This is a genomic window from Pusillimonas sp. NJUB218, assembly GCF_003788685.1.
GTDB lineage: Bacteria > Pseudomonadota > Gammaproteobacteria > Burkholderiales > Burkholderiaceae_B > Neopusillimonas.
Genome location: NZ_NQMK01000002.1, coordinates 490380 through 511616 on the forward strand (window position 1 = coordinate 490380; position 21237 = coordinate 511616).

18 protein-coding genes are annotated in these 21237 nt (G+C 57.8%); 10 read left to right on the plus strand and 8 right to left on the minus strand.

Annotated features, from left to right (window positions below):
* Positions 1–60: 60 nt before the first annotated feature.
* Positions 61–1266 carry a 3-oxoadipyl-CoA thiolase gene (gene pcaF / locus CHR62_RS04850; protein ID WP_093971259.1) on the plus strand — a complete coding sequence of 402 codons (1206 nt, stop codon included), beginning with the start codon at positions 61–63 and terminating at the stop codon, positions 1264–1266.
* A 124-nt stretch (positions 1267–1390) separates the two neighbouring features.
* Here pcaF and CHR62_RS04855 read toward each other — a convergent pair whose 3' ends face one another.
* Together CHR62_RS04855 and CHR62_RS04860 are read right to left on the minus strand one after the other, a co-directional pair.
* Entirely contained in the window at positions 1391–1822 is a 432-nt protein-coding gene (locus CHR62_RS04855) for a DUF192 domain-containing protein (RefSeq protein ID WP_123660171.1), read from the minus strand.
* Positions 1823–1920: 98 nt separating this feature from the next.
* Positions 1921–2166 (minus strand): cold-shock protein, encoded by a 246-nt coding sequence (locus CHR62_RS04860; protein WP_093971257.1) that lies wholly within the window; start codon positions 2164–2166, stop codon positions 1921–1923.
* 175 nt (positions 2167–2341) lie between these two features.
* On the opposite strand from CHR62_RS04860, the gene clpS reads away from it, so the two are divergent.
* The 5 genes from clpS (at position 2342) to CHR62_RS04885 (ending at position 8750) form a co-directional block, all read left to right on the plus strand.
* Positions 2342–2665 carry an ATP-dependent Clp protease adapter ClpS gene (clpS, locus tag CHR62_RS04865; RefSeq protein ID WP_093971256.1) on the plus strand — a complete coding sequence of 108 codons (324 nt, stop codon included), beginning with the start codon at positions 2342–2344 and terminating at the stop codon, positions 2663–2665.
* 136 nt (positions 2666–2801) lie between these two features.
* Positions 2802–5129 (plus strand): ATP-dependent Clp protease ATP-binding subunit ClpA, encoded by a 2328-nt coding sequence (clpA, locus tag CHR62_RS04870; RefSeq protein ID WP_199722890.1) that lies wholly within the window; start codon positions 2802–2804, stop codon positions 5127–5129.
* Positions 5130–5182: 53 nt separating this feature from the next.
* Positions 5183–6385, plus strand: coding sequence for a paraquat-inducible protein A (locus CHR62_RS04875; protein WP_233574865.1), 1203 nt, complete (start codon positions 5183–5185; stop codon positions 6383–6385).
* 8 nt (positions 6386–6393) lie between these two features.
* Positions 6394–8046 (plus strand): intermembrane transport protein PqiB, encoded by a 1653-nt coding sequence (locus CHR62_RS04880; protein ID WP_123660174.1) that lies wholly within the window; start codon positions 6394–6396, stop codon positions 8044–8046.
* A 20-nt stretch (positions 8047–8066) separates the two neighbouring features.
* Positions 8067–8750, plus strand: coding sequence for a membrane integrity-associated transporter subunit PqiC (locus tag CHR62_RS04885; RefSeq protein ID WP_158609089.1), 684 nt, complete (start codon positions 8067–8069; stop codon positions 8748–8750).
* Between the two features lie 7 nt (positions 8751–8757).
* Here CHR62_RS04885 and dut read toward each other — a convergent pair whose 3' ends face one another.
* Genes dut through CHR62_RS04915 form a run of 6 tightly spaced genes read right to left on the minus strand, consistent with a single transcriptional unit; the run spans position 8758 to position 15473 of the window.
* On the minus strand, positions 8758–9207 hold the full coding sequence (gene dut, locus CHR62_RS04890; protein ID WP_123660176.1) for a dUTP diphosphatase: 450 nt from the start codon (positions 9205–9207) through the stop codon (positions 8758–8760).
* Positions 9208–9213: 6 nt separating this feature from the next.
* Positions 9214–9852 carry a DedA family protein gene (locus tag CHR62_RS04895; protein WP_123660177.1) on the minus strand — a complete coding sequence of 213 codons (639 nt, stop codon included), beginning with the start codon at positions 9850–9852 and terminating at the stop codon, positions 9214–9216.
* A gap of 55 nt (positions 9853–9907) precedes the next feature.
* Positions 9908–11116 carry a bifunctional phosphopantothenoylcysteine decarboxylase/phosphopantothenate--cysteine ligase CoaBC gene (coaBC, locus tag CHR62_RS04900; protein ID WP_123660178.1) on the minus strand — a complete coding sequence of 403 codons (1209 nt, stop codon included), beginning with the start codon at positions 11114–11116 and terminating at the stop codon, positions 9908–9910.
* A gap of 50 nt (positions 11117–11166) precedes the next feature.
* Complete coding sequence (gene lspA, locus CHR62_RS04905; RefSeq protein ID WP_093971248.1) at positions 11167–11691, minus strand: signal peptidase II; 525 nt, start codon at positions 11689–11691, stop codon at positions 11167–11169.
* Positions 11684–14518, minus strand: coding sequence for an isoleucine--tRNA ligase (gene ileS / locus CHR62_RS04910; RefSeq protein WP_123660179.1), 2835 nt, complete (start codon positions 14516–14518; stop codon positions 11684–11686). The genes lspA and ileS overlap by 8 nt, the downstream gene beginning before the upstream one ends.
* A complete protein-coding gene (locus tag CHR62_RS04915) occupies positions 14508–15473 on the minus strand; it encodes a bifunctional riboflavin kinase/FAD synthetase (RefSeq protein ID WP_123660180.1) in 966 nt (321 codons plus the stop codon). Before CHR62_RS04915 ends, ileS begins: the two co-directional genes overlap by 11 nt.
* Positions 15474–15582: 109 nt before the next feature.
* On the opposite strand from CHR62_RS04915, the gene purN reads away from it, so the two are divergent.
* The 4 genes from purN (at position 15583) to CHR62_RS04935 (ending at position 21183) form a co-directional block, all read left to right on the plus strand.
* Entirely contained in the window at positions 15583–16224 is a 642-nt protein-coding gene (gene purN, locus CHR62_RS04920) for a phosphoribosylglycinamide formyltransferase (protein WP_123660220.1), read from the plus strand.
* Positions 16225–16241: 17 nt separating this feature from the next.
* Complete coding sequence (locus CHR62_RS04925; RefSeq protein WP_123660181.1) at positions 16242–17558, plus strand: RsmB/NOP family class I SAM-dependent RNA methyltransferase; 1317 nt, start codon at positions 16242–16244, stop codon at positions 17556–17558.
* 95 nt (positions 17559–17653) lie between these two features.
* Entirely contained in the window at positions 17654–18868 is a 1215-nt protein-coding gene (locus CHR62_RS04930; protein ID WP_123660182.1) for a fatty acid desaturase, read from the plus strand.
* Positions 18865–21183 carry a UvrD-helicase domain-containing protein gene (locus tag CHR62_RS04935; RefSeq protein WP_123660183.1) on the plus strand — a complete coding sequence of 773 codons (2319 nt, stop codon included), beginning with the start codon at positions 18865–18867 and terminating at the stop codon, positions 21181–21183. Before CHR62_RS04930 ends, CHR62_RS04935 begins: the two co-directional genes overlap by 4 nt.
* Positions 21184–21237: the final 54 nt, after the last annotated feature.

Consider the following 21237-nt stretch of genomic DNA (forward strand, 5'->3'; position numbering starts at 1 on the left):
AGATCCCTGCGGCGCGGTGCGCTGCGGGGGTTTGTCTTTAAAAGCCTTTAGGTTTCCATCATGACAACACACGCTTTCATTTGCGATGCAATTCGCACTCCGTTTGGCCGTTATGGCGGCGCGCTGTCCTCGGTTCGTACCGACGACCTGGCTGCCATCCCCATCAAGGCGCTCATGGAGCGCAACCCCAATGTAGATTGGTCGCGCGTAGATGACGTAGTGTTCGGGTGCGCCAACCAGGCGGGTGAAGACAATCGCAACGTGGCCCGTATGGCTTCGTTGCTGGCTGGTTTGCCCCACACCGTACCAGGCTCCACGATTAATCGACTGTGTGGTTCGAGCCTCGATTCCTTAGGTACGGTGGCCCGTGGCATTCGTTCGGGTGATGTCAGCCTGATGATCGCTGGCGGCGTCGAAAGCATGAGCCGCGCACCCTTCGTTATGGGCAAGGCCGAAACCGCCTTTTCGCGCAGTGCGTCCATTTACGACACCACCATTGGCTGGCGCTTCGTCAATAAATTGATGAAAGCACAGTATGGTGTTGACTCCATGCCCGAAACGGCTGAAAACGTGGCCGATCAGTTCAAAGTGTCGCGCGAAGATCAAGACTTGTTCGCACTGGCCAGCCAAACCAAGTGTGCCGAAGCGCAAAAGAACGGTATTTTCAAAGACGAAATTACTGCTGTCACTATTCCTCAGCGTAAGGGCGACCCGGTAGTGGTCGATACCGACGAGCACCCACGCGCAACCACACTCGAAGCCCTGGCGCGTCTGAAGCCTGTTGTGCGCCCCGACGGCACAGTAACCGCCGGCAACGCTTCTGGCGTCAACGACGGCGCATGTGCGCTTATCGTGGCCTCCGAAGAAGCCGCGCGCGCTAATGGTCTGACCCCCCGTGCCCGTATCGTGGCCATGGCCGCAGCGGGTGTCGAGCCCCGCATTATGGGTATTGGCCCTGCGCCTGCTTCCGAAAAAGTACTGAAACTGGCTGGCCTGACAATCGACCAGATCGATGTGATCGAGCTGAACGAAGCTTTTGCCTCACAAGGTCTGGCGACGCTGCGCCTGTTGGGTGTTGCCGACAATGACCCGCGCGTCAACCCCTACGGTGGTGCGATTGCCTTGGGGCACCCCTTGGGCGCCAGCGGTGCTCGTATGGCAACTACGGCAACCTACCATCTGCATCGCACCGGCGGTCGCTACGCGCTGTGCACCATGTGCATTGGCGTGGGTCAGGGTATTGCCGTCATTCTCGAGCGCGTATAAGGCGGGCGGCGGGCCGGCCATCGTGTGTTGCCGGCTTATCGTTAGCTTGTAGTGCCGTTCAAACCGAAGGGGTGGGCTCAACAGAGCTCGCCCCTTCGGTTTTTTGGGTGCTGAAGGCTGCACTTCAGTCGGGCAAGCCCGACAGCTGATCGCCTGTGCCGATGTGATTCTGACGGAACCAGCCTTGTGCCATTTCTAGCGCGTAGGCGATGTCGCCGGGCGGGCAATGCGCTGTTTCGTCAAGCGGCCGCATGTCGGTAATTCGTGTAATGACGCCCTTGTTGTCGATAAAGGCAATAGACAGCGGCAACAACGTGTTCTTCATCCAGAAACACTGAAAGGCGGGTGGGTTGAAGACAAAAAGCATGCCATGGTTTGGCGGCAGGGTGGGTCGGTGCATCAGCCCTTTGCTAAGCGCTTCGGGCGTGGCGGCGACCTCGGCTGTAATGGTCGCACTTTTGATGGTTAACTCGCGGACCGGTAATAAGGTTTGTGCGTGTGCGCTGAGGGTGCACAACGCCAGTATCAGGCCCAATGTGGTGTTACGTAACAACATGATGTGTGGTCCGGCAAATAAAAACGGGGCACGCGGCCCCGAATGAAGTGGTGTTCTTGAGTATTATTATTCTTGTATTTTGACTTCTTGTTAAGGTGTCAGGAGGCGGCCGTAATGTTAAGCGCCTGTTTTCCCTTGGGGCCCTGCGCAATTTCAAATGCGACTTTCTGACCTTCTTTGAGGGTCTTGAAACCGTTCATCTGGATGGACGAAAAATGTGCGAAAAGGTCTTCGCCCCCATTGTCGGGGGTAATAAAACCAAACCCTTTGGCATCGTTGAACCATTTTACGGTTCCGGTGAGCTTTTGGGTGTCCCCTGTTGCGGTGGTGCTAGATTCGGACATACGTACTGCCTCTCTCGACTATAGTGTTGGGTTGAAACCAGGCGTACCATTTTTGCGGTAGCCTGTTAGTTCCGGCAGAAGCCCGGTCCCCCCGACCTTTTCCGGAACACGTCGATAATGCTTAATGTTGCTTGCCATAGTCAACTATGGAAATTACTTAGATTTGAAATGAATCATGGCAATTAATACCGATATTCAGCGTGACACCGCGCTGGATCGCCAAAAAGAACAGCTCAAACCGCCGCCCATGTACCAGGTGGTGTTGCTCAATGACGATTACACCCCCATGGAGTTTGTCGTTGCGGTCTTGCAGCGGGTGTTTGGCAAAAACGAAGACGAAGCGTCGCGTATCATGTTGAAAGTGCACCACGAAGGCAGGGGGGTGTGTGGCGTGTATACACGCGATATTGCTGCAACACGGGTCGAAATGGTCAAGCAGTTGGCCCGCGCACGGCAGCATCCGTTGCAGTGCATTATGGAACCCGCGCCCGAGGCCTGAGGCGCGGCAACTAAACTTTTTTGATGTAATCGGGTCACACCCAATGTACTCGCAGCATAATGGGTGATACCTTAGGACAAATGGATTTTTAAACGTCCTTGAATGATGTTTGTCCGCTTCGGTAACGGGAGGAAGCGTGATCTCTGAAGAACTTGAAGTCAGCCTGCACTTGGCCTTTGTCGAGGCTCGTACAGCCCGGCACGAATTTATAACCGTCGAGCATCTGCTGTTGTCGTTGCTCGACAATGCCGCTGCGCTCGAAGTTTTGCGCGCCTGCTCGGCCGACATCGACATACTGCGCACCGAGCTGCGTAAATTCATTGCCGACAACACGCCAGTGTTCCCTGGTGAGGGCGAGGTCGATACTCAGCCCACGCTGGGGTTCCAGCGCGTAATTCAGCGTGCCATCATGCATGTGTCGTCGGCTAACTCGGGTAAAAATACGGTTACCGGCGCCAACGTGCTGGTGGCCATGTACGGCGAAAAAGACTCGCACGCGGTGCATTTCCTGCTTCAGCAGGGGGTAACGCGTCTGGATGTCGTCAATTTTCTGTCGCACGGCATTACCAAAACGCCCGAACCGCCGCGCACAGAGCCGCCCAAAGCGGCTGCTTCGCCGTCGTCCGGCGGCGCTTCCGATGACAACAAGTCCGATCAGCAAAAATCGCCGCTCGAACTCTACGCGCTCGACCTCAATGCCGAAGCTCGTCAGGGGCGTATCGATCCGCTCATCGGCCGCGAATCCGAGGTCGAGCGGGTTATCCAGGTGCTGTGCCGCCGTCGTAAAAACAACCCACTGCTGGTGGGCGAAGCCGGCGTAGGTAAAACGGCTATCGCCGAAGGCTTGGCCTGGCGCATCACGCAAAACGATGTCCCGGAAATCTTGGCTGATGCCCAGGTGTATGCGCTCGATATGGGTGCATTGCTGGCCGGCACAAAGTACCGAGGCGACTTCGAGCAACGCCTCAAGGCCGTCCTCAAGTCCCTTCAGGACAATATCAACGCGGTACTGTTCATCGACGAAATTCATACGTTGATTGGCGCGGGCTCTGCGTCGGGCGGTACGCTCGATGCCTCCAATTTGCTCAAGCCAGCGTTGTCGTCCGGCAAGCTCAAGTGCATGGGGGCCACCACCTACAACGAGTACCGCGGTATTTTCGAAAAAGACCACGCTCTGTCGCGCCGCTTCCAGAAAATCGACGTGGCCGAACCCACAGTGGCGCAAACTATCCAGATCTTGCGTGGTCTCAAGTCGCACTTCGAGGCACACCATGGGGTGCGTTATTCTTCCGCCGCGTTAACCGCCGCAGCCGAATTGTCGTCGCGCCACATCAACGATCGTTTTCTGCCCGATAAAGCCATCGACGTTATCGACGAAGCGGGGGCCGCCCAGCGTTTGCTGCCCAAGTCGCGTCAAAAGAAAACCATTGGCAAGGCCGAAATCGAAGCGACGGTGGCCAAAATCGCCCGTATTCCGCCGCAAAATGTCTCGTCCGACGACCGCAATAAGCTGGCCACCCTTGAGCGCGACCTTAAAACGGTGGTGTTTGGGCAAGACGCGGCCATCGAAGCCTTGGCCGCTTCCATCAAAATGGCGCGCTCTGGCCTGGGTCGACCCGACAAACCTATTGGTTCGTTCTTGTTTTCCGGTCCTACGGGGGTCGGTAAAACCGAAGTCGCTCGCCAGCTTGCCTTTACTCTGGGTGTCGAGCTCTTGCGCTTCGATATGTCCGAGTACATGGAGCGGCACGCTGTGTCGCGCCTGATTGGCGCGCCTCCCGGTTATGTGGGGTTTGATCAGGGTGGCCTGCTCACCGAGGCCGTCAGCAAGCAGCCGCATTGCGTGCTGCTGCTCGACGAAATCGAAAAAGCTCACCCCGATGTCTACAATATTTTGTTGCAGGTGATGGATCACGGCACGCTTACCGACAATAACGGGCGCAAGGCCGACTTCCGTAACGTCATCATTATCATGACGACCAACGCGGGCGCCGAAATGCTCAACCGCAATACCATTGGTTTTGCCGCAGCGCCCAAAACCGGCGACGAAATGGCCGACATCAAGCGTATGTTCACGCCCGAGTTCCGCAACCGTCTCGACGCCATCATCGGGTTTACGCCGCTCACGCGCGACATCATTTTGCGGGTGGTCGACAAGTTCCTCATGCAGCTCGAAGACCAGCTCCACGAAAAACGCGTCGAAGTCGTGTTTACCCAGGCCTTGCGCGATTACCTGGCCAAAGAAGGTTTCGACCCGCTGATGGGTGCACGGCCCATGCAGCGGCTCATCCAAGACACCATCCGGCGTGCGCTGGCCGACGAACTCTTGTTCGGTCGTCTGACTGACGGCGGTAATGTCACGGTTGATCTCTCCGACGAAGGCAAAGTGGTCCTGTCCTTCGACGAGAACACCGCGGCGGCCAAACCGCCACCGAAGGTGTCGGAAGCTGAACTTATCGACTAATGGGTCCGTCCCTGATTGTTTGTCCCCACTGCGCCCGGCTTCATCAGCGCGTCTTGCTGAAGCCGGGCGCAGTGGCGTCTTGCGTACGTTGCGGCCACGAGCTTTACCGGCACTCAAGGCTTTCTTTATCATCCTGGCTCGCCCTGACTTGGGGAGCGCTGGCCGTTTTTTGCCTGGCCAATTATTTCCCCGTCGCGTATTTGTCGATGCAGGGATTGTCGCTTAGCGCCTCTTTGCCGGCTGCGCTTTACATTACCTGGCAGCAGGGCGCGTGGTTTGTTGCGGTCACCGCGGCGCTCTTTACCTTTGCGTTTCCGTTGGGCCAAATTCTTTTTGCCATGTGGGCGTTGCAATGTATACGGCGTCGTCGCCTGCCGCACGACTTTCGTTATGGTCTTCGCGTGCTGCAGGGGTTATCTCACTGGAGCATGGTGCCGGTGCTGCTGCTAGGTATTGTGGTGGCTATGGTGAAGCTTGCCGACATGGCTGTGCTGCATCTGGGAGAAGGGCTGTGGGCGTTTGGGGTGCTCAGTGTATTGCTGACGATGCTGAGTCGGCTGTCGGCCTCGCGCTTGTGGCGTATGACCGAAGATGCTGGTTTGGTACCTCGGTCGGGGCAAGCCGTTGACTTCGACAAGCCGTTGGCTGGGTGCACCGCTTGCGGGTTTGTGCAGAACATGCCCGATTCGGGTGTTTGTCGTTGCGCCCGCTGCAAGGCCACGTTCCATTTTCGAAAGCCCCGGGTTGAGCACCGCGTCTGGGCGTTGCTCCTTACCGCCGCCATCCTTTACATACCGGCCAACGTATGGCCGGTCATGACCTTGCGTCTACCGACCGGTTCGTCGTCGCATACCATTCTGGGCGGCGTGATTGAGCTTTGGGGATACGGGTCGTGGGATCTCGCCCTCATTGTATTCATTGCCAGTGTGGTTGTTCCGCTGAGCAAGTTGTTAGCCTTGAGCATACTGATGTTGAGTCGCCATTGGCGCGGCGACCGCGTGCAACGTCAGCGAACGCGTATGTATGAACTTGTCGAGTTTGTCGGGCAATGGTCTATGCTTGACGTCTTTGTAGTGTTGCTGCTGTCCGCAATGGTCGACTTCCCTGGCATGTCTCAGGTGCGCGCTGAACCCGGCGCAGCCTTTTTCGGGATGGTGGTGGTTCTGACGATGTTTGCCGCAATGAGTTACGATCCGCGCAAAGGGTGGGATGCCGCCGACCCGCAACCCGCTGTTAAACGGCCTGTGGTGTATTAAGGAGTGTCATGTCAGAAGTCGAGTCTTCCCGTTCGAAGCCTTCCGGTGCCGATGCCGTGGCCGATCCGTTTATCACCGAGCGCCGAGGCGCGCGTTTTTCCTGGATCTGGCTGGTCCCTCTGGTGGCTGCTATTGTCGGGTTGTCGTTTATTGTGCGTACCTGGATCAATACCGGACCCACAATTACGATTGCCTTCGAATCGGCCGAAGGCCTCGAGATAGGGCAGACGAAGGTACGCTACAAAGATGTCGTCGTTGGTCTGGTCACCGATATCAAAGTGTCCAACGATCGCTCTAATGTATTGGTGATGGCCCAGCTCGATCGTGATGCTTCGCACTATCTGGCCCGTGAGGGTGCGCGATATTGGGTGGTCAAACCCCGGTTGTCGCTAGGCAGTGTCTCTGGGTTGGGTACGCTGCTTTCGGGGGCATATATCAGTGCTGATGTCAGCCCCGACATTGCCGAGAACCCGTCTACGGCATACAAATTTACGGGGCTCGAAAAACCGCCGGCGGTCACCAACGATCGGTCGGGGACACGATTTACTTTACGTGCCACCGAACTGGGCTCGCTCGAAATTGGTTCGCCTATTTATTATCGCCAAATCGCCGTTGGGCGAGTGATAGATTATGCCCTGGCAGATGAAGGGACTTCTGTCGATATTCAGGTGTTTATCGACGCGCCTAACGACCGATTCGTGACCTCAGACGCGCGTTTCTGGAACATCAGCGGAATTAATGTGTCGTTGTCGACCGCAGGGGTGAATGTGCAAACTGGGTCGCTGGCTTCGGTCATTTCCGGGGGTATTTCGTTTGCATCGGCCAACCCGGCCAACGAAATACCTGCGCAGGCCGACGCAGTGTATGACCTGTTCCGCACTGAAGTCGAAGCCATGGCCGAGCCCGATGGGCCGCCGTTCAGGGTCGATCTTGTGTTCAATCAGTCGGTCCGGGGTCTGAAAGTGGGCGCGCCTGTCGAGTTCAGGGGGATGGAACTGGGCAAGGTGTACGACATTGACCTCGAGTTCGATGACGAGACCAAGCGTTTCCATGTATTGGTAAAAACCAATTTGTACCCGCGACGGTTTGGTAACGCCTACGACGGCCTGATGAAGCTTGAGTCTGCTTCCCAGCACCCCGGTAGTCTGCTGTTGGGGCCAATGGTCAAGCATGGGTTGCGCGCGCAGTTGCAGGCAGCCAGCTTGCTGACCGGGCAACAGTTTGTGGCGCTCGAGTTTTTCCCCGATGCCGACCCGGTAGAATTTGACCCCAAGCGCGAGCCGTTGGTCTTGCCAACAATCGCGGGTAACTTCGATCGCCTTCAAGAGCAAATCAGTGCCATCGTGACCAAGCTGAATGCCGTGCCTTTCGAGGGTATTGGCAACGACTTGCGCGATGGCCTGAAGTCCATGAACGCCATGCTCAAAGAAATCAATACCAAAGTTGCGCCGCAGGCTGCGGCGGCCCTCAAGGCGGCACAAAAATCGCTCGAGAGTGTCGACTCGCTGCTTTCAGCCGATTCGCCCACGGGTAACAACCTTGATCGTACGTTGCGCGAACTCAGTGGCGCGGCACGTTCATTGCGAAACCTGGGTGATTATCTGCAGGCGCACCCTAATGCCCTTATTACCGGGCGTGCGTCCGATCGTTTGCCCGAATGACAGGAGCTGTGGTGAGTTTTATGTGCAATTCAAGAAAACAAAGTTTGCGCGGGGCGCTGTACCTGTCGGCCGCCGTTCTGGTCGGGTGCGCCGCGCCCAATAGCCAGTATTACAGCCTTCAAAGCCCTGCAAGCGTACCGCCCGCAGCCATTACGCAGATTGTCGACGCCATCAGCGTTCAGTCGGTCAGCGTGCCGGTTCAGGTCGATCGCCCGCAACTCGTTGTCAGTCGCGCGGGCGGGGCACAGGTCAACTTGTTAAACGATTCGCTATGGGCAGCGCCTCTGGGCGATGAAATCCGGCAAGCCGTCGCCGGCCACCTAAGCCGGCAACTGGGTGTTCCCGACCTCGATCGTCTAAGTGCGCCAGGCGATTTGCCTGTCTGGACAATTCGACTGACAGTGCATCAGTTCGATTCAGTGTACGACGCGCAAGCCAGGCTGGACATCAGCTGGCGCTTGGCTGCGGTTAATGCGGGCAGTAAAGCCAAGGGCCTACCGTTGGTGTGCCGCGCCATTGCCATTGCGCCAGCCGGGAACAGTGTCGATGCCCTCGTTCAGGCGCATCAGCAGGCGTTGGCGGCAGTCTCGGGGCTGATAGCCGCACAGGTGCAACAGTTGCGCGAAGGTAAACCCGCGCAACAGGCCAAGGCGCCCGACTGGGCGTCACCCACGCTGACGCTGCAAGGATGCACGGCTGCTTGAGCGCAGATCAGGCGCGCCCGGTACTGCCAAAGCCACCGGTGCCGCGCTCGCTGTCTTCGAAGCTGTCAACAATATCGAACGCAACCTGCTGTACGGGTACAAAAACCAGCTGAGCCAGGCGTTCCATGGGCTCAAGCGTAAACGCCGTCTGGCCGCGGTTCCAGGCCGACACCATTAATGGTCCCTGATAGTCAGAGTCGATCAGCCCCACCAGATTACCTAGCACAATGCCGTGTTTATGGCCCAGGCCCGATCGGGGCAGGATGACGGCAGCGTATGCCGGGTCGGCAATATGAATGGATAACCCGGTCGGAATGAGTTGCGTCTGACCAGGTTCAAGCACCATGGCCTGATCAATGCAGGCGCGAAGGTCGAGCCCCGCCGAGCCAGCGGTCGCGTACGCCGGCAGGCAGTCTTTCATACGAGAGTCGAGAATTTTCAGGGCAATTTTTTTCATTTTTTTTTAAACATCTTCACTGATTTGGCGGGTTTTGCGTTTGCGCATCAGAGCCAGGGCAATCCATACGGCAATCACCACCGACAACACAAAACTGACGATCAGGCCGGCATTAGTGCCGTTGGACCCCAAGGCACCGATGCTGCGGCCGGTCAGGTAGCCAGGCAACAACATGACGGGAATCCAGAGCATGGCCGACAACACATTAGCGAGCTGGAAGCGCCAGTGGCGCATTTTCATGATGCCCGCTACGGTGGGCAAAATGGCGCGCAACGGGCCCAGGAATCGGCCCCCGAAAATCGACAGCATGCCGTAGCGATAAAAAAAGTAACGTGCTCGCGCCACCGCCCGTTTTTGCTGATTGAGCGGCCAACGATGAATAATGCGCGGGCCCAGCAGTCGTCCAATGTAGTACGAAATGGCATCGCCTATGATGGCGCCGATCACGCCCCAGAAAATGACCGGACCGGCATCCAGAGTGCCGTTGCCGACCAGACCACCAACGACCAGCATGACTGCGGTCGCCGGGATGGCGAGGCCCACAATAAGCAGGGATTCGCCCATGGCCAGCAGGCCAAGAATCATTGCCGCCCACTCCTGGTTTGCATTAATAAATTGGGTTATTTCTAGTACGATCTGTTCCATGAAAAGCCTTGAGGATGATGCGCTGCAGGGGATTAGGCGCGTGCGTTGTCGAGTGTTAGCCTTGGGGGCAGCGTTGTGCGATGGCTTGCATCAGTTTGCGGGCCGCGTCGGCTTTGTGCAGTCGGGGCAGGGGGTGCGCACCGGCCTCATCGAACAAAATAAATGTGGTGTGGTCGGCATCCATGGCCTCTTGGGCCAAGTTGCCGACCAGTAGCGGTACACCCTTGCGTTGGCGTTTTGCAGCGGCGTACTCGTGAAGGTTTTCTGTTTCGGCGGCAAAGCCAACACACCACGGCCCGTTTGGCATGTGGGCGACGTCGGCCAAAATGTCGGGGTTGGGCGCAAACTCTAGCGCAGGCGGTCCTGACACCGCCTGACCTTCGACCTTTTTCAGTTTGTGTTCACTGGCGTTGGCAACATGCCAGTCGGCGACCGCGGCAACAGCAATGAAAATGTCGGCGGCGCGGGCGTGGGCCATGACAGCGTCGTGCATGTCGCGTGCACTTTCGACGTTGATGCGCTGCACGCCATACGGTGTGGCCAGGGCAGTAGGGCCGGATACCAATGTGACCATCGCACCGGCTTCACGGGCCGCTCGGGCAATGGCGTAACCTGTTTTGCCCGACGATCGGTTGCTGATCACCCGCACCGGGTCGATTCGTTCGGTGGTAGGCCCTGCGGTGATTAAAACCCGTCGGCCGGCAAGCACCTTGGGCTGAAAAAAAGAAATGAGTTCGGCCAGTAGTTCGTGGGGCTCAAGCATACGGCCGTCGCCTACTTCGCCGCAGGCCTGGTCGCCCGAGCCGGGGCCCAGAATGACGACACCATCTGCGGCAAGCTGACGGATGTTGCGCTGCGTGGCAGGGTGTTCCCACATTTCCCGATTCATGGCCGGTGCGACCAGCAACGGGCAGGCTCCACGCGCCAGGCAAAGCGTCGTCAACAGGTCGTCGGCCAACCCGTTGGCCAACTTGGCCATCAGATCGGCGCTGGCCGGGGCGATTAGAACGGCATCGGCATCACGCGTCAGGTTGATATGCGCCATGCTGTTCGGAACGCGGGTGTCCCAGGCGCTGGTGTATACGGGGCGCCCTGACAAGGCCTGAAACGTTGTGGGGGTAATGAAATGGGTGGCGGCATCCGTCATGACAACGTCGGCAACGCCGCCCTGGTCTTGCAGTCGTCGAAGCAGCTCGGCCGATTTATAGCAGGCTATTCCGCCGCTTAAGCCCAGTACGATGCGTTTGTTGTCGAGGTCGCCCATGGCAGTGGTAGAAAGTAGAGTGTTGGCGGATTTGACCGGCGAAGGGCAGGTTAGTGCCCGGCGTCGACGGCTTTTTCTTGTTTTGTTTGACGACGCTGGCGCACGACACGCAAAATTTCGTCAAGAATCAGCAAGGTGGCGCCACAGGTAATGGCGATATCGGCAATATTAAACGCCGGAAAATGCCATTGTTGCCAGTAAAACAGAAGGAAATCAATGACATGACCATGTTGGAGACGGTCGATCAGGTTGCCGATTGCGCCGCCCAAAATGGCCATGAGTGCCGCACAGAACAGTCGTTGCCCCGGGCTTTTCCAGAGCAAATGCAGAATTAAGCCCGTGGCCAGCAGTGCAATACCGCTAAAAAGCCAGCGTTGCCAGCCTTCGCCCTCGGCCAGAAAACTGAAGGCCGCGCCTGGGTTGTACAGCAGCGTGAAGTCAAAGAACGGCAAAACCGGCCAACGTTCACCGTACGACAACGAGGAATCGAAGTAAATTTTGGTCAGCTGGTCGGCCAGCACGATAAGTGCGGCCCCCAGCAGCCAACCTGCGAACCCCAGGCGAGCGTTACGCATGTTCACGCGATTCGCCGTCGTTGAACAGATTGTCGACACAGCGCCCGCAAATGGCGGGGTGATCGGCATTGATGCCGACATCGGCCCGATGGTGCCAGCAGCGGTCGCACTTGGCATGACCGCTGGCATTGACCGTTATGGTCAGCTCGGCCCCGGGTTTAACCGTTGCGCGCGACACAATCAGCACAAAGCGCAGATCGTCGCCCAACGATTGCAGGAGGTCGACATCGGCGCCCGTTGCAGTGATGTCGACTTCGGCCGCCAATGAAGAACCAATGTCGCCGGCGGTACGTACGACTTCAATCTGGCGCATGACTTCGGCGCGAATTTCGCGCAGTCGTGCCCATTTGGCTGACAGCGCATCGGTATCGGCCTGAACTGGTACGTTATGGTAAAGCTGCGTAAAGATAGTACCGACGTCCTGGTCGTGATGCAGGTCTTTCCAGGCCTCTTCGGCCGTAAACGACAGTATGGGCGCCATCAGGCGCAACAGCGCGTGGGTAATGTGATAAAGCGCCGTTTGCGCCGAACGACGGGCCAGGCTGTTGGCGCCTGTGGTGTACAACCGGTCTTTAAGCACGTCGAGATAGAACGCGCCCAGGTCTTCGGAGCAGAAAATTTGCAGTCGCGACACAGCGGGGTGGAATTCGTAGCGACGGTAGCAGGCCAGCACTTCGTCTTGCATGCGTGCTGTCATGGCCAGCGCGTAGCGATCGATTTCGAACAAGGCTTCGGGTGCGACACCATGTTCGGCCAGGTTGAAATCTTCAATATTGCCCAGCAAGAATTTGAGCGTGTTGCGGATACGGCGATAGCTTTCGACCACGCGCTTCAGGATTTCGTCTGAAATAGACAGCTCGCCTGAGTAGTCGGTAGATGCCGTCCAGAGGCGCAAAATTTCAGCCCCTAGCGAATCAGACACTTTTTGCGGTGCAATGACATTACCCACCGACTTGCTCATTTTGCGGCCTTTGCCGTCGACTACAAACCCGTGAGTCAGCAAGGCTTTGTAGGGGGGCTCACCGTACATCATGCAGCTGGTCAGCAACGACGAATGAAACCAGCCCCGATGCTGGTCTGAGCCCTCGAGGTATAGATCGGCAGGCCAGCGCAACGCGTCGGCATGCGAACCTTTGAGCGCATGATCGCGTCCACCCAGCACGGTGGCGTGTGTGGTGCCCGAATCGAACCACACGTCGAGCGTGTCGCGGTTCTTTTCATACAGCGCGGCTTCGTCCCCCAGCAGCTCGGCCGGATCGAGGGTCTGCCAGGCTTCGATACCGTGTTGTTCTACCCGTTGGGCAATTTGCTCAAGCAACTCGGGTGTACGCGGGTGTAGCTCGCCGGTTTCTTTGTGCACGAAAAACGCCATGGGCACACCCCATTGGCGTTGACGCGACAGTGTCCAGTCGGGGCGATTGGCAATCATGGCATGCAGTCGGGCACGTCCCCAGGCGGGATAGAACTGGGTGTTGTCGATGCCTTTAAGCGCCATTTCGCGCAGTGTGGGGCTGCCTTCGACAATGCGATCCATGCCGGCAAACCATTGGCTGGTTGCTCGGTAAATGACGGGTGTTTTGTGGCGCCAGCAATGCATGTAGCTGTGCTTGAGTGGCGCCTGTTTGAGCAGGCTGCCCACGCTTTCTAGGGCTTTGATGATTTCAGGGTTGGCTTTCCAGATAAGCTGGCCACCAAACAGGGGCAGGGTGCTGGCATAGTGTCCGTCGCCCATGACCGGGTTGATGATGGCGTCGTCGTGTAGGCCGTGGGCCTTGCACGATAAAAAGTCGTCGACGCCGTAAGCAGGTGCAGCGTGTACAACACCAGTACCCGCATCCAGGCTGACGTAGTCGGCCGGGTGAACCGGTGCGCAGCGCTGGTAGCCGGTGTCTGCGTCATACAAGGGGTGGCGGAATTCGAGGCCGGCCAGTGCCTGACCTGGCGCCTTGGCGATAATTTCGCCTTCGAGATCCCATTCTTGCAAGCAAGATTCGACCAGGTCGGCGGCGATCAACAGATGGCTGCCGGTTGCACGCGGCGTTGCCAGTTTGACTAGCGCGTAGGTAATTTCAGGGCCGACGTTCAGAGCCTGGTTTGCCGGGAGCGTCCAGGGGGTGGTTGTCCAGATGACGATAGCGCCGTCGACGGCGTTTGACAGGCCGAACGCCGCGGCGACGGCCGTTGGGTCGTTAAAACGAAACGCCACATGAACAGCCGGGTCGGTGCGGTCGGCGTACTCGACTTCGGCCTCGGCTAAGGCCGAGCCGCAATCAAAGCACCAGTTAACTGGTTTGAGCCCGCGGAATACGAAGCCCTTTTCCATGATTTTGGCCAGCGCACGCAGCTCGTCGGCTTCGTTGCTGTAATTCATGGTGAGATAAGGGTTGTCCCACTCGGCCAGCACGCCCAGGCGTTTGAAGTCGGCGCGCTGCCGGTCGATTTGTTCGAGTGCGTAGGCGCGCGCCTTGGCCTGCACCTCGGCGACGGGCAGGTGCTTACCGTATTTTTTTTCGATTTGGATTTCGATGGGCATGCCGTGGCAGTCCCAACCCGGGACATACTGTGCGTCAAAACCATCCATATTGCGGCTTTTGACGATGATGTCTTTTAAAACTTTGTTGACGGCATGGCCAATGTGAATGTCGCCGTTGGCATAAGGAGGGCCGTCATGGAGAATGAATTTGGGACGCCCCTGGCTTGCCGCGCGGATGGCCGCGTAAATCTTGTTTTCTTCCCATTCGGCAACCCATTTGGGTTCGCGCTTGGCTAAATCGCCGCGCATTGGGAAGGGGGTTTCGGGCAGGTTGAGGGTTTTTCTATAGTCCATGGAGCGCAAAATAATCGCGAGCGCGCTGCGCATCGTTGTCGATGGCGGCGGTCATTGTAGGTAAGTCGGGAAACGTTTCTTCGTCGCGCAGAAACTTGAGGAATTCGATGCGTGTCAGTTTACCGTATGCATCTACCCGGCAGTCGAGCAAGTGCACTTCGAGTAGGACACGACCGTTGTTGTCTACGGTGGGCCGTACGCCAAGGCTGGCCACACCGTTAAGGGGTTGCTCGGCCAGCCCGTGGGCACGCACAATATATATACCCGAACGGGCCGCGCAAAGCTGCGGTACGTTGACGTTGAGCGTAGGGTAGCCCAGGGTGCGTCCCAGCTTCTTGCCGTGCACCACATGCCCGCTGATACGGTAAGGGTGGCCCAGCAGGTGCTCGGCCCGCGCCAGGTTGCCGACGGCCAGTGCAGTACGTACCTCAGAGCTTGAAATGCGGTGGCCGTGTTCGTCGACGACATCGGTAATGATATCGACCTCGAAACCGTATTCGCGTCCGGCTTTGCGCAGCATGTCGAGGTCGCCCGTACGTTTGCGGCCAAAACGAAAGTCTTCGCCCACGAGCAGCCAGCGCGTATTCAGACCGTCTACCAACGTGTACCGGATGAAGTCTTCGGCCGAGAGTTCGGCCAGTTTCTGGTTGAAACGCATTAAGGCCAGTTGCCGAATGTGCAGGCGTTGAATGCCCCAGACCTTATCGCGCAAACTGCTGATTTGTGTCGGCATCAGTTCGGGCCGATTGCCGGTGCGCGCAAAATATACCCGCGGGTGCGGGTAAAAGGTCATGACTGTCGGGGTCAGGTCGCGCTCTTGCGCGACGTGCGCAACCCGGGCCAATATAGTTTGATGGCCGCGGTGTACGCCGTCGAAATTGCCGATAGACACCGCGCTGGGGCTGTGGCTGTCGTGACGAGGCAATGATCGGTAGATTTTCAGGGCTGATTTCACAGACGACAGTTTACAATTTTATGTTGCATTGCTCAGGAATTCGATTTTGACCACGTTTGACTCAACCCCAGCTTCCAATCACCGTTCGCATTCTCGCCGTCTGGTCATCATGATTTCAGGTCGGGGCTCGAACATGCAGGCGCTTGTCGGTGCGATTGCCGACCGGGGCTTGGATGCCCAGGTGGTGGCCGTCGTATCAGACAAGCCCCAGGCACCGGGCCTGCTTTGGGCGCAAAGCCAGGGGTTTGAAACCCGGGTGCTTGAGTCGGCCGGTTATGTTACCCGAGAAGCGTACGATCAGGCCCTGGCGACACTGATCGAAAGTTTCGATCCCGACTATGTGTTGCTGGCTGGCTTCATGCGGATACTTTCCGATGGCTTTGTGCAACAATTCGCGGGTCGGCTGGTCAATATCCACCCGTCGCTGCTGCCGGCGTTTCCGGGGTTGCGTACCCACGAGCAGGCTATTGCCTGCGGTGTGCAATGGCACGGGTGCACAGTTCACTTTGTCACGCCGGTACTCGATGGTGGCCCCATTATTGCGCAAGCTGTCGTGCCTGTGCTGGCCGACGATACGCCCCATTCGCTGGCGCAACGGGTGCTGGTTGCCGAGCATCGTCTGTATGCCGATGTGCTGGGCTGGTTGACGGCTGGCCGGGTGCACCTGTCACCAGACGGGCGGGTCACTGTCGAGGCCGACACGCTTCGCGCTTATGTTTTGCCCGCAGGGCATGCGCAATCTATACAGTAAATACTTGAAGGCTTGAAATGAATCAAAAGAAGACCACGCAGCGTCCTTACAACCTGGGCGCGGCGCGCGTCGAACAGGTGCAATCCGTTCTGGGCGAGGTTCTGCAATGGGCGCATCCGGCCGATGCCGTGTTGTCGCGCTGGATGAGAGCACACCCCAAACTTGGCGTACGCGATCGCGGCGAGGTGGCCGATGCCGTATTCGATGTACTACGGCATTTGCGCCGGTATCGCCATTTTTCCGAAAGTGGCATGGGTCCGGCTGCGCGTCGTCTGGCCATTCTGGGGCTTTCAGCGGTCGTGTCCGAAAAGTTATTGGCAGAAGCGCTCACCGAGCCCGAGAAAAACTGGCTGTCGCATGTGGCAAAGATTCCGGTAGCGCGTTTGCCGCGTGCAGTACGCGACAGCATGCCCGACTGGCTCGACGAGCGTTTGTCCACATTGCCCAACGCCGACGCCCTTATTGCGGCCCTGAATCAACCGGCACCGCTCGACCTTCGTATCAACCCGCTCAAAGCCGATCGGGACGAAATGCTTGCGGTCTTGCGAGACGGGCCGGCGGCAAAGTTCAACCCCGAGCCCACGCCGTATTCGCCTTGGGGCATTCGTCTTCAGGGTCGTCCGCCTGTCAATCGTTGGCCCATGTTCGAAAAGGGCGAAATCGAGGTGCAGGACGAGGGCAGCCAGTTGTTGGCCGCGCTGGTGGCGCCCAAACGCGGCGAAATGATTATTGACTATTGTGCAGGTGCGGGCGGCAAGACGCTGTTGCTGGGCGCCCTCATGCGTTCCACGGGCCGGCTTTACGCCTTTGATGTGTCGGCCGCACGTTTGGCGCGTGCCAAACCTCGTTTCGCGCGTAGCGGTTTGTCTAATATCGTGCCGGTCGTTATTGCCGAAAACAACGACCAGCGGGTCAAGCGGCTACGCGGGAAGGCGCATCGGGTACTGGTTGATGCGCCGTGCAGCGGGCTGGGTACCCTGCGCCGTAACCCCGACCTGAAATGGCGTCAGCACCCCGAGTCGCTTGGAGCTTTGCTGGCCCTGCAGGCGCGCATTTTGCGTCAGGCTTCGCAGTGTGTGGCCCCAGGTGGCCGTCTTGTGTATGCCACCTGCAGCATCTTGCCCGAAGAGAATGAGCAGCAAGTTGAGGCATTTTTGGCAGAAAATCCCGAATTTACGCTGCTAGATGCCGGCAAAATCGTGGCGGATCGTTGTAAAAATCTAACGTTTGAAACGCCAATGCTGGCATTGCGCCCCGACGTGCATGGCACTGACGGCTTCTTTGCCGCAGTGCTAGAGCGGGTAAAGCCGGCGTCAGCCAAGCCAGACGTTTGATTTGCCGCAAGAACTTAATTGCAATAGTACTGTCACACCACTTCCATCTAAGCTACACTTTGATGGTTATTTTGTAAGGACCAAACACACGGTTTATGGACTACGTCTTATCTTTTCTCTCGGGCGGTTTGCTGCAGCTTAGCTGGTGGCAGGTAGCGCTCGTCACGCTGGTGCTCACCCATATCACTATTGTTGGTGTCACGCTGTTCCTGCACCGCAGCCAAACCCACCGGGGCCTCGATCTGCACCCCGTGGTCATGCACTTTTTCCGGTTCTGGCTCTGGATGACCACCGGTATGGTCACAAAAGAATGGGTCGCCATTCACCGTAAACACCATGCCAAGTGCGAGCGCGAAGGCGACCCGCACTCGCCCATGATTTACGGTATTAACCGTGTGTTCTTCGAAGGCGCCGAACTTTACCGCGAAGAATCCGCCAACCAAGAAACCCTTAAGCGTTTCGGGTACGGCACCCCCGACGACTGGCTCGAGCGCAACGTTTATTCGCGCCATAGCGCCCTGGGCATTCTCATCATGCTGGGTATCGACCTGGCCTTGTTTGGTGTGCTGGGCTTAACCGTCTGGGCAGTCCAAATGGCCTGGATTCCGTTCTGGGCGGCCGGTGTGGTTAACGGTATCGGTCACTTCTGGGGTTATCGCAACTACGCCAGTCCCGACACCAGCACCAATGTATTTCCCATTGGCCTGATTATCGGCGGCGAAGAGCTGCACAATAATCACCACGCTTATGGCACGTCGGCCAAGTTCTCGGCCAAGTGGTACGAGTTCGATATCGGTTGGGGCTATATCCAAATCCTCAGCGTGCTGGGCCTGGCCAAAGTACGTCGCGTCGCGCCCAAGCTCAAGCTCGAACCCGCCGCCGATGTCTCCGTCAGCCTGAAAACTCTCGAAGGCGTTATTCAGCACCGCTACGAAATTCTGGCCCGTTACACCGACTTGGTTAAGAAGGCGGCTGCCGACGAGCTCGACAAGCTTAAACCTACGCGTCAAAAAGGTAGCGCCGATTGCCGCTGGTCGTTGCTGGCGCGTGCCAAAAAGTGGCTAAGCCAGGTTGACGACAGTCAATTAGCCCCCGACCAACGTGCCGAACTCGACACCGTGTTGGCACAAAACCAGTCGCTCTCTACTTTGGTTCAAATGCGTCGCGAGCTCATTCGCCTCTGGGAAAGCTCCAGCGCTAGCAGCGAGCAATTGTTAACCGACCTCCAGGCCTGGTGCCACCGCGCCCAGCAAAGCGGTATCGAAGGTCTTGAGCAGTTTGCACTGCGTCTGCGCCGCTACGCGGCATGATCGGGTCGCTTAACCCCGAACAACAAGCCGCAGTTACGTTACCTACCGGCCATGCCTTGGTGCTGGCCGGTGCCGGTAGCGGTAAAACTCGGGTACTTACCACCCGCATGGCCTGGCTGATTCAAACCAGTCAGGTCAGTCCTTTTGGTCTGTTGGCAGTTACCTTCACCAATAAATCGGCGCGTGAAATGCTCACGCGCCTTTCGGCGTTGTTGCCTATCAACACCCGCGGCATGTGGGTGGGCACGTTTCATGGCTTGTGCAACCGCCTGCTGCGTGCGCACCATCGCGATGCGGGCTTGCCGCAAACCTTTCAAATTCTTGACTCCGCCGACCAGCTCTCGGCGATCAAGCGCCTGCTCAAGGCGGCGGGTGTCGATGACGACAAGTACCCGCCCCGCGATGTCCAGCGCTTTATCAATGGTTCAAAAGAACAAGGCCTGCGCCCCGACGATGTCGAGGCTTACGACGCGCACCGCCGCGGCATGGTTGATCTGTATCGGCAGTATCAGGCGCAGTGCGAACGCGAAGGCGTAGTCGACTTTGCCGAGCTGTTGCTGCGTGCTTACGAGTTACTGTTGCGTAATGCCCCTATTCGCGAGCATTACCAGCGCCGTTTTCAACATATTCTGGTTGACGAGTTCCAAGACACCAACGACCTGCAGTACCGTTGGCTCAAACTGTTGGCTGGTGGGGGTGCCTCGCTTTTTGCCGTGGGCGACGACGACCAGTCTATTTACGCTTTCCGTGGTGCCAATGTGGGCAACATGGCAGCCTTCGAGCGAGAGTTCGCGCAGGGTAATGTTATCCGTCTCGAGCAAAACTACCGCTCGTTCGGCCATATCCTCGATTCGGCCAACGCCCTTATCGCGCATAACAGTGCCCGTCTGGGTAAAAATCTCTGGACAGAGCAGGGTGAAGGCGAGCCGGTACGTATTTGCGAACAAGGCACCGATTTGCTCGAGGCCCAGTGGGTTGTCGATGAAATGCGCGCGCTGATCTCCAGTGGTCACCCGCGTCGCGATATTGCGGTCCTGTATCGTAGTAACGCCCAGTCGCGCGTTATTGAACACTCATTGTTTTCGTCCGGTATTCCGTACAAGGTTTACGGGGGCCAGCGCTTTTTTGAACGGCAAGAAGTCAAGCACGCCCTGGCGTATCTGCGGCTTATTGCCAACCCCAACGACGATACCTCCTGGCTGCGCGTGGTCAACTTCCCGACGCGGGGTATTGGCGCGCGTACGCTCGAACAACTGGGCGATCTCGCTCGCGAGGCCGGTACCAGCCTGTATCAGGCCGTTGATGCCTTGCAAGGTAAAAGCGGGGCCAAGCTTCAAGCGTTTGTCGAGCTGCTTTCCGGTCTGGCCGAACAAGCCCGTGAGCTGCCATTGCCCGAGTTGATCGAGCATGTGGTGCATCACAGTGGTCTACGCACGTTCTATATGGGCGAAAAAGAAGGCGCCGATCGCCTCGAGAACCTTCAAGAACTGGTTAACGCGGCCGCTGTGTTTGTGGGCGAAGAGGGACTGATGGGCGAGCCTGCGCTGTCGCAGTCTGCACGCGCCGAAGATCCGTTGCTGTCGGGGCAGGCTCTGTTGCTGGCCGGGCAGACCAATGCGCCCGATCCAGAAGCAGTGGGTGGTCCAACACTTTCGCCGCTCGACGCCTTTTTGTCACATGCCTCTCTCGAGGCTGGTGACAACCAGGCTCAGGCCGGTGAAGATGCCGTGCAGTTGATGACGGTTCACGCCGCCAAAGGGCTCGAATTCGATGCGGTATTCATTACCGGTCTTGAAGAGGGCTTATTTCCGCACGAAAACAGCCTGACCGAGCAGGGCGGTCTTGAAGAAGAACGTCGGCTAATGTACGTGGCCATGACACGCGCGCGCAAGCGGTTGTACCTTACGCTCGCACAAAGTCGCATGCTGCATGGGCAAACACGTTATGCCTTGCGTTCGAGGTTTCTGTCCGAAATTCCCGATGTTCATCTTAAGTGGCTCACGCCACGCGAGCAGCAGCGTGCGCCGGTCGATACCCCGCCATGGGCGGGCGCTTATCGGCGGGGGGATGCTTACGGGCGTCCTTCTACGGGCACCATGGCGCCCCGTACACCGCGTAGCCTGACGACGGGTGTTACGGTGGGCGAGCAGCACTTTCGTATCGGCCAGGGGGTGCATCATGCCAAGTTCGGCGATGGCACTATTATTGGTCTAAGCGGAAGCGGCACCGACGCACAAGCGCAAATCCAGTTTCGCGATGTGGGTACCAAAACGCTAGCGTTGGGCGTGGCCAAACTGGCTATTACTGCCGGTTAAAGGGTAGGGTGCCGGCTGTACGCCGGCACGTTTACGATAAACACCCGTCAAATT